This is a genomic window from Paracoccus fontiphilus, assembly GCF_017356265.1.
Classification (GTDB): Bacteria; Pseudomonadota; Alphaproteobacteria; order Rhodobacterales; family Rhodobacteraceae; genus Paracoccus; species Paracoccus fontiphilus.
The window spans coordinates 86,544-93,581 of sequence record NZ_JAFNAW010000009.1 but is presented as its reverse complement, the minus strand read 5'-3'; the positions used below and the strand labels follow the sequence as shown (position 1 = coordinate 93,581).

Here is a 7,038-nt window from a genome sequence, read left to right as displayed (position 1 = left end):
GGCCGGACCGCGCCCGCGGGATGGGACACGGCACGGGCGCGGGCCAGCCAGACATCGCCCCGCGCGCGCATGGCCGCCAGGGCCTGCGGGCCGCGCCGTTCGGGCAGGCCGCCCATCAGGTTCGTCAAACGGTTCAGCCAGCGCGAGGGGATCGTCTCGGCCTCGGCGTCGCGGCGGGCGCGGGTCAGGATCACATGGGGCAGGCCCATGAGCTGCTGGAAATCGTGGGCGGCAAGCCCGATCAGGGTTTCCGGCAGGGGCAGGCCCGCCGCAAGGCGCATCTGGCGCGACAGCCAGGGGTCGGGCTTCAGGGCCTGCGGCCAGCCGCCTTCGTTCAGCCCCGACAGGATCACGGTCTGCTCGGCCACGATCCGCGCCTCGCGTGGACCCCGGATGCGCAGGTACCAGGCGTCCCCCTCGACCCGCACGGATTGCTGGCCCATCTCATCCATGAGAAAGGCGCAGAACTCGGTGGCGTTGAGATCCGGCCCCTCGGCCGCATGTTCCAGCAGGTGGTCGATGGTCGCCCGCAGAAGCAGGCTTCCCCGGTCCTGCCACAGCCGCGACGCGGCGGGATCGCCGTCCGGCCCGGCGGCAAGGATGTCGGCCAGGACCATGAGGTCGCGCAGCCGGTCCAGAAGCGGCCGGGCGGCGCGGTCGCGGGCCAGGGGCGTGATCCGGTCCAGGACATCGGCCAGCCAGTCGGCCCAGATCTTGCGCAGCGCGTCGCCCTTTGTGCCCCAGTCCCGCAGGCAGGGACCATCGGGAAAGGCCGGGCCGTTGCAGCGCAGTTCCAGTTCCAGGTCGCGCGCCAGCTTGCGCGCATCGTTGGCCCCCACCAGGGGCGAGGCGGTGATCGACATCGGATGCTTGAGCAGGATCAGCAGCCGGTCGATGGTCAGCGGCTGGCCGAACAGGCCCGCGACCTGGCGCAGGAACAGGCCGGGTGCGGTCAGCGACAAGGGCTGGCCCGCGCTTTCGTCGGGCCGCAGGTGCCAGCGGTCAAGCGCCGCGACCACGCGGCGGACCAGGTTGCCGTCGGCGGCGATCAGGGTCACGGGCTCGGCCCGTTCGGCGGCATCGCGCAACAGCAGGGCGATCACCTCGGCCTCCTGCCCCGGCTGGTCGGCCTCGATCAGGGTCAGGCCCTCGGTGGGGACCATCAGGTCGGGCAGGCGCGGCCCCTCGGCGATCCACTGGTCGGTCACGGGCGCGGGCCGCAGCGCCAGCGAGATCAGGCGGTTTCGATCGGGCACCGGCGGGGGCGTGCCGGTCCAGCGGGCCGGAGGGCCCAGGGCGCGGATCAGGGGCGCGAAGCGGGATTGCGGGTGATCCTCGGTTCCGTCGTCCAGGCTGTCCCAGACCGATCGCGGCTGGTCGAAGTCGAAGCCGGGCAGCACCACCGCCCCTTCGGGCAGCGCCGCCACCGCCTCCATGAACAGCCGCGTCGCGCCGTGAGATCCGGTCGAGCCCGCGACGATCACCGGCCCCTGCGGCAGGTTGATGCCCTGGGCCCAGTCAGCCACGATGGCCTCTGCCGCAAGGCGCTGGCGGGCGGCGCGGTCCATCGGCGGCCCGTCCAGGTGAAAGCGCGCCGCGATGCGCAGAAAGGCCAGGGCGTTCTGCCAGTGGCGGGCATGATCGCCCGTGTCGATGCCTTCCAGGGCCTCGGGACCAAGGCCCTCGTACTGCATTTCCTGCATCAGGGCGGACAGCGACCGCGACAGGCTGGCGATGGAATGGCCAGCCGCCAGGTCGCGCCGCGCGTCCAGCAGCCTGGCGATCAGCCGGGCCAGTTGCAGCCGCCGGGCCAGCGGCGCGGATTCGGCCTGGCCCAGCATCGCGGGGGTTTCCAGGTTCGTGACCGGCAGCAGGCGCGGCAGCAGCAGCGGGCCGCGCAGGTCGAAGGCGCATTTCATCTCGGCCAGCGTCCGCGAGGCGTTGGCATAGATGGTGACGCGCGCCATCTCCTCGGGCGGGCGGCCGGCCATGCGGTCCAGAAAGCCCGCCACGAACTCATGCGCGAAGTCCGTGCCCGGCGGCAGCGCGTAAAGGCCATGGAACACGGATTCAGGCATCGAGCATCCTTTCGGCCACGGGGATGGCGCCCGGATAGCCCACGTCGCACCAGCCGCCGTCATGGACGATGCCATGGGCGCGCCCCTCGGCGATCAGCAGGTCCCACAGCCGGTTGAGGGAAAACACCCGGTCCGGGATCTGGCCCAGCCGGTCGGGCCTGATGATCTGCGCACCGCCATAGACGTAATCGCCCCGGCGCACGATCCGGCCCGTCCCGTCCAGCGAGAAGTCCCCCGCCCCCTGCCGCGCGGCGGCGCGTTCCAGCGGGACCAGCATCAGCAGCGCGTCCATGTCGTCGCGCCAGGCGGCATCCAGCGCCGCCAGGGGGTTCGCCCCCGTCCAGACCACGTCGGGGTTCAGCGTCATCACCGGCCCGCCATCCTCCTGTGCCCCCCGCCCCAGCAGAGGCAGCGCCTGCCGCAGCCCGCCGCCGGTGTCCAGGATCTCGCCCGCTTCATCGCTGACGGCCACGTCCCGGCCCGCCAGATGCGCGGCGATCCGGTGGCCCAAGTAATGCGTGTTGACTACGACCGGCCCCGCGCCCGCCCCATGCCCCAGGTCCAGCGCGCGGTCCAGCAGGGTGCGGCCCCCGACCGGGATCAGCGGCTTGGGCAGGGTGTCGGTCAGCGGGCGCATCCGCGTGCCAAGGCCCGCGGCAAAGATCATCAGCGGGCGCATCGGTCGCGGATCCTTTCGATGACGGTCGCATCCGGCGCGGGCAGGGCCGCCACGGCCCCGGCCAGCGGCGCCAGCGCCGGATGGGTCAGGTTGCGCTGCACATAGCCCCAGACCCGCGGCATGAAGGAAAGGTAGCGATCCTTGCCGTCGCGCAGGCAGAGCCGCGTGAAGATGCCCATGATCCGCAGGTTCCGCTGCGCTCCCAGCAGCGCATAGGCCGCGCGGAAGCGATCGGGGTCCAGCCCCGTCGCGGCCAGATAGCGCGCGATGCAGGCGGCCTCGATGCCGGGGTCCACGTCGCGGCGCGCGTCCTGCAGGGCGGACACCAGGTCATAGGCGGGATGGCAGGCCACCGCGTCCTGAAAGTCGATCAGGCCCAGCGGCGCCTCGTCCCGCCAGAGGAGGTTCTCGGCATGGAAGTCGCGCAGGGACAGGACCGGCGGCACGTCGGCGGCCAGGTCCGCGTGAAGGCGGGCGATCAGGGGGGCGATCTCCTTGCCGCCCGCCGCGCCCGCCGCTTGCGGATACCAGTCGGCGAACAGCCCGACCTGTTCGGCCAGCGTCGGCCCGTCCAGCGGCGCCACGAAATCCGGCACGGGATGGCGGTGCAGATCGACAAGCAGATCCGTGATCCGGTCGTAGATCGCGGGCGCCATGGCCGGATCGCGTTCCAGCACCCGGGCCACCAGGTCGTCGCCCAGATCCTCGACCAGCAGCAGGCCCGCCGCCGCGTCCCGCGCCAAGATCGCGGGCGCGCCGAAGCCATGGCCGCGCAGCCAGTCCGTCATCGCCACGAACGGCGCGCAACCGCCCGAGGGATCGTCCATCAGCACCGCGCTGCCCTGCGGCCCCGCCAGCCGGAAGTATCGCCGGGCCGAGGCGTCGCCCGCCAGCGGCAGCACCCGCGCAACGCCCCATCCGGCACCCGCCACGAAGGCCGCCCGCTGCGCGATGCGGGCCGCGTCGGGCGCGATCAGGGTGATGCTGCGCAGGTCTGGGTTCGCATGGGCGGCGATGGCCAGGGTGATGGCGCCGTCCGGCAGGCGCTCCAGCCGGTCGGGCCATTCGATCAGGCAGATGGCATCGGACAGCGCCTCCTCCAGCCCCAGTTCGGCCAGTTCGGACGGGTCGGTCAGGCGATACAGGTCGGCGTGCCAGATCTCGGTGCCCAAAGGGTCGTCATAGGTCTGGACCAGCGTGAAGGTGGGGCTGGGCACGTCCTCGGCCCCTTCGCCCTGGCGGGCGCGGATGAAGGCGCGGGCGAAGTGGGTCTTGCCCGCGCCGACCGGCCCGTCCAGCAGGACCGTTTGGCCTGGCCGCAGGGTGGCGGCCAGCATCCGTGCCAGGGCGGCGGTCAGGTCTTCGTCGGCGATCAGGCGGGTCGTCATGGGTCCGTTCTAGCGGCTTCCCCGCGCCGGGGGAACCATCCGCGAACGGAAGATGGCGCGTCGGGCGAAAGCCGCTAGAATGGTCCCGAAGGAGGACCGCCATGTTCCGCATTGCCGCCGCCACGGCCCTGGTTCTTGCCAGCCCCGCCCTTGCCACGCAGGAATACATCCTGCCCACCCTGTTCGACGTGACCGGCGTCGCCTCGGACGATGTCCTGAACATCCGCGCCGAGCCCGGGACATCGTCCGGGATCATCGGCACCCTTGCCCCCGACGCCCGGAACATCGAGGTCGTCGAGGAACGCCGCGGCTGGGGCCGGGTCAACGCGGGCGAGGGCTCGGGCTGGGTGTCGATGCGCTTTCTTGCCTATCGCACGGATGTCTGGGAGCCGGGCGAGCTGCCTGCCGGTTTCCGCTGCCTGGGGACCGAGCCGTTCTGGGACGCCAGGGTCGAAGGGGCGGATCTTGTGCTGCGCGATCCCGACAACCAGGATGGCGACAGCCGTCCCGTGCAGGCGGTCCTGGACACTGGCATCTTCCGCGATCCCTCCCGGGTGGTCGTGGCGCAGGAGATGACGCTGTTTTCGCACCCGCAGATCTGTTCGGACGGGATGTCGGACCGGCTGTTCGGCCTGTCCGCGACCCTGGTGCTGCATGGGAAGCAGCCGCGGCTGCTGTCGGGGTGCTGTTCGATCCAGCCCTGAGGACGGGCGGACGGCAGGTGGGGTGAAGCCCCGCCTTGCGGCGGCGCATTCGGCGATGACGGGGCTTCACGCCACCCTGACCCGCCTCAGTTCAATCCCAGCACGTCCTGCATGTCGTATTCGCCCGGCCCCTTGTCCTGGCCCCAGATCGCCGCGCGGATGGCGCCGCGCGCGAAGATCGCCCGGTCCGTCGCCAGGTGCCGCAGCACGATCCGCTCGCCCTCGGCCGCGAAGATCACGTCATGCTCGCCCACCACGTCGCCGCCGCGGATGGCGGCAAAGCCGATGGAGCCCGCCTCGCGCGCGCCGGTGATTCCCTCGCGCGCAGGCGTGCGCAACTCGGCCAGGGTCCTGCCGCGTCCCTCGGCGGCGGCCTCGCCCAGCATCAGCGCGGTGCCCGAGGGCGCATCGACCTTCATGCGGTGATGGGCCTCGACCACCTCGATGTCCCAGTCCTCGCCCAGGGCGGCGGCGACCTTGCGCGTGAGGCCCGTCAGCAGGTTCACCCCCAGGCTCATGTTGCCCGCGCGGATGATCGGCGCGTGGCGGGCAGCGGCCCTCAGATACTCCAGATGCGACGGCTCCAGCCCCGTGGTGCCGATCACGTGCACGGCGCGGGCCTGCGCGGTCAGTTCGGCGAATGCCACGGTCGCGGCGGGCGCGGTGAAGTCGATCACCGCCTGCGCCTGCGCGATCACCGCCACCGCATCGTCGCTGACCGTCACGCCCAGGGGCGCGCCGCCCATGCATTCGCCCACGTCGCGGCCCACCCATGCATGGCCGGGCCGTTCCAGCGCGCCCGCCAGCCGCACGGCGGGGTGGTCCGCCAGAAGCCGGACCAGCATCTGCCCCATCCGCCCGGATGCGCCGGTGACGACGATCCCCGGCAGGGCGGGCGCGTCCGTGTTCTGCAAGTCGCTCATGCGGGCCTCCGTCTGTTTGGCCTGCGTCTTATCCCGTTGCGGCGCGGCCCGCGACCCCCTACATCGGGACGCATGGCACAGAACCGCTTTTCCCAGGGGCCCGGCCCCTCGCAACGCCAGCTTCGCGTGGGCGAGCTGATCCGACGCACCCTGTCCGACGTGCTGGCGCGCGCCGACGTGCACGACCCGGATCTCAACCGCCATTCGATCACCGTGGGCGAGGTCCGCACCTCGCCCGACCTGAAGGTCGCGACGGCCTATGTGCTGCCGCTGGGCGGGCAGGGGGCCGAGGAAGCCCTGGCCGCCTTGCGCCGCAACGCGCCGGAACTGCGCCACCTGGTCGCCAAGGCGATGACGCTGAAATACGCGCCGCAGCTGCGCTTCCAACTGGACGAGACCTTCGACCGCCTGGACGACACCCGCCGCATGTTCGCCGACGAACGCGTCCGCCGCGATGTCGAAGGCGCGGACGAGGACGACGATGAAGGTTGACTGGCGCCCGCTGGGCGTTGCGGTCGGGATGCTGCTGGCGATGGCGATTCCGGCTGCGGCGGACGGCTGCGGGCGGATGACCCATGACGGGCAGGGCTATGTCGTCTGCGAGGTCCAGGCCGACCGCGAGCCTGCGCTGCGGCTGTGGCAGGACGATGCCAAGGGCCAGCCGCTGCGGAATTTCGCCAATGTCCGCGCGACGCTGGGGCAGGGCGAAAGCCTGGCCTTTGCGATGAACGCGGGCATGTATCACGCCGATTACCGCCCCGTGGGCCTTCTGGTCATCGACGGGGTGGAACGGCAGCCCATCGTCACGGGGGCCAGCAACGACAACTTCGGGATGCTGCCCAACGGCGTCTTCTGCACCGGCGGGGCGCGGCCTTTCCAGGTGATCGAAAGCCGCGCCTTTGCCGAAGCGCGTCCCCCCTGCCGCCTTGCCACGCAATCCGGGCCGATGCTGGTCATCGACGGCGCGCTGCACCCGCGCTTCCTGATCGATTCGGACAGCCGATACGTCCGCAATGGCGTGGGCGTCTCGCCCGACGGGCAGACGGCGTGGTTCGCGATCTCGGACCGGGCGGTGACGTTTCACGAATTCGGGCGGCTGTTCCGCGACGGCTTGGGCGTGCGCGACGCGCTGTATTTCGACGGGTCCATCAGCCGCCTCTACGCGCCGGGGGTGAACCGGGCGGATTTCGGGCGTTCGCTGGGGCCGATCATCGGTCTGGTGGACAGCGCCGGTTGACGCTGCGCTGGCGGCTGGCTATGCCGCCG

General features: G+C 71.7%; 7 protein-coding genes. 3 read left to right on the top strand and 4 right to left on the bottom strand.

The window, feature by feature from the left end:
• The 3 genes from J0F76_RS05510 to tsaE all read right to left on the bottom strand — a co-directional run.
• The coding region (locus tag J0F76_RS05510; RefSeq protein ID WP_207466598.1) for a PD-(D/E)XK nuclease family protein at nucleotides 1-2,078 on the bottom strand (2,078 nt) is incomplete at its 3' end.
• Nucleotides 2,071-2,757 (bottom strand): nucleotidyltransferase family protein, encoded by a 687-nt coding sequence (locus tag J0F76_RS05505; RefSeq protein WP_242690006.1) that lies wholly within the window; start codon nucleotides 2,755-2,757, stop codon nucleotides 2,071-2,073. The genes J0F76_RS05510 and J0F76_RS05505, both read right to left, overlap by 8 nt.
• Nucleotides 2,745-4,145 carry a tRNA (adenosine(37)-N6)-threonylcarbamoyltransferase complex ATPase subunit type 1 TsaE gene (gene tsaE / locus J0F76_RS05500; protein ID WP_207466597.1) on the bottom strand — a complete coding sequence of 467 codons (1,401 nt, stop codon included), beginning with the start codon at nucleotides 4,143-4,145 and terminating at the stop codon, nucleotides 2,745-2,747. Before tsaE ends, J0F76_RS05505 begins: the two co-directional genes overlap by 13 nt.
• 101 nt (nucleotides 4,146-4,246) lie before the next feature.
• On the opposite strand from tsaE, the gene J0F76_RS05495 reads away from it, so the two are divergent.
• Nucleotides 4,247-4,849, top strand: coding sequence for a COG3650 family protein (locus J0F76_RS05495; protein ID WP_207466587.1), 603 nt, complete (start codon nucleotides 4,247-4,249; stop codon nucleotides 4,847-4,849).
• An 86-nt stretch (nucleotides 4,850-4,935) separates the two neighbouring features.
• On the opposite strand, the gene dapB is transcribed toward J0F76_RS05495, so the two are convergent.
• Nucleotides 4,936-5,772: a 4-hydroxy-tetrahydrodipicolinate reductase gene (gene dapB / locus J0F76_RS05490; protein ID WP_207466585.1), complete on the bottom strand. Its 837-nt coding sequence runs from the start codon at nucleotides 5,770-5,772 to the stop codon at nucleotides 4,936-4,938.
• Between the two features lie 72 nt (nucleotides 5,773-5,844).
• On the opposite strand from dapB, the gene rbfA reads away from it, so the two are divergent.
• Together rbfA and J0F76_RS05480 are read left to right on the top strand one after the other, a co-directional pair.
• Entirely contained in the window at nucleotides 5,845-6,264 is a 420-nt protein-coding gene (gene rbfA / locus J0F76_RS05485; RefSeq protein WP_207466582.1) for a 30S ribosome-binding factor RbfA, read from the top strand.
• Entirely contained in the window at nucleotides 6,254-7,009 is a 756-nt protein-coding gene (locus tag J0F76_RS05480) for a phosphodiester glycosidase family protein (protein WP_207466580.1), read from the top strand. The genes rbfA and J0F76_RS05480 overlap by 11 nt, the downstream gene beginning before the upstream one ends.
• The last annotated feature ends 29 nt before the right edge of the window (nucleotides 7,010-7,038 follow it).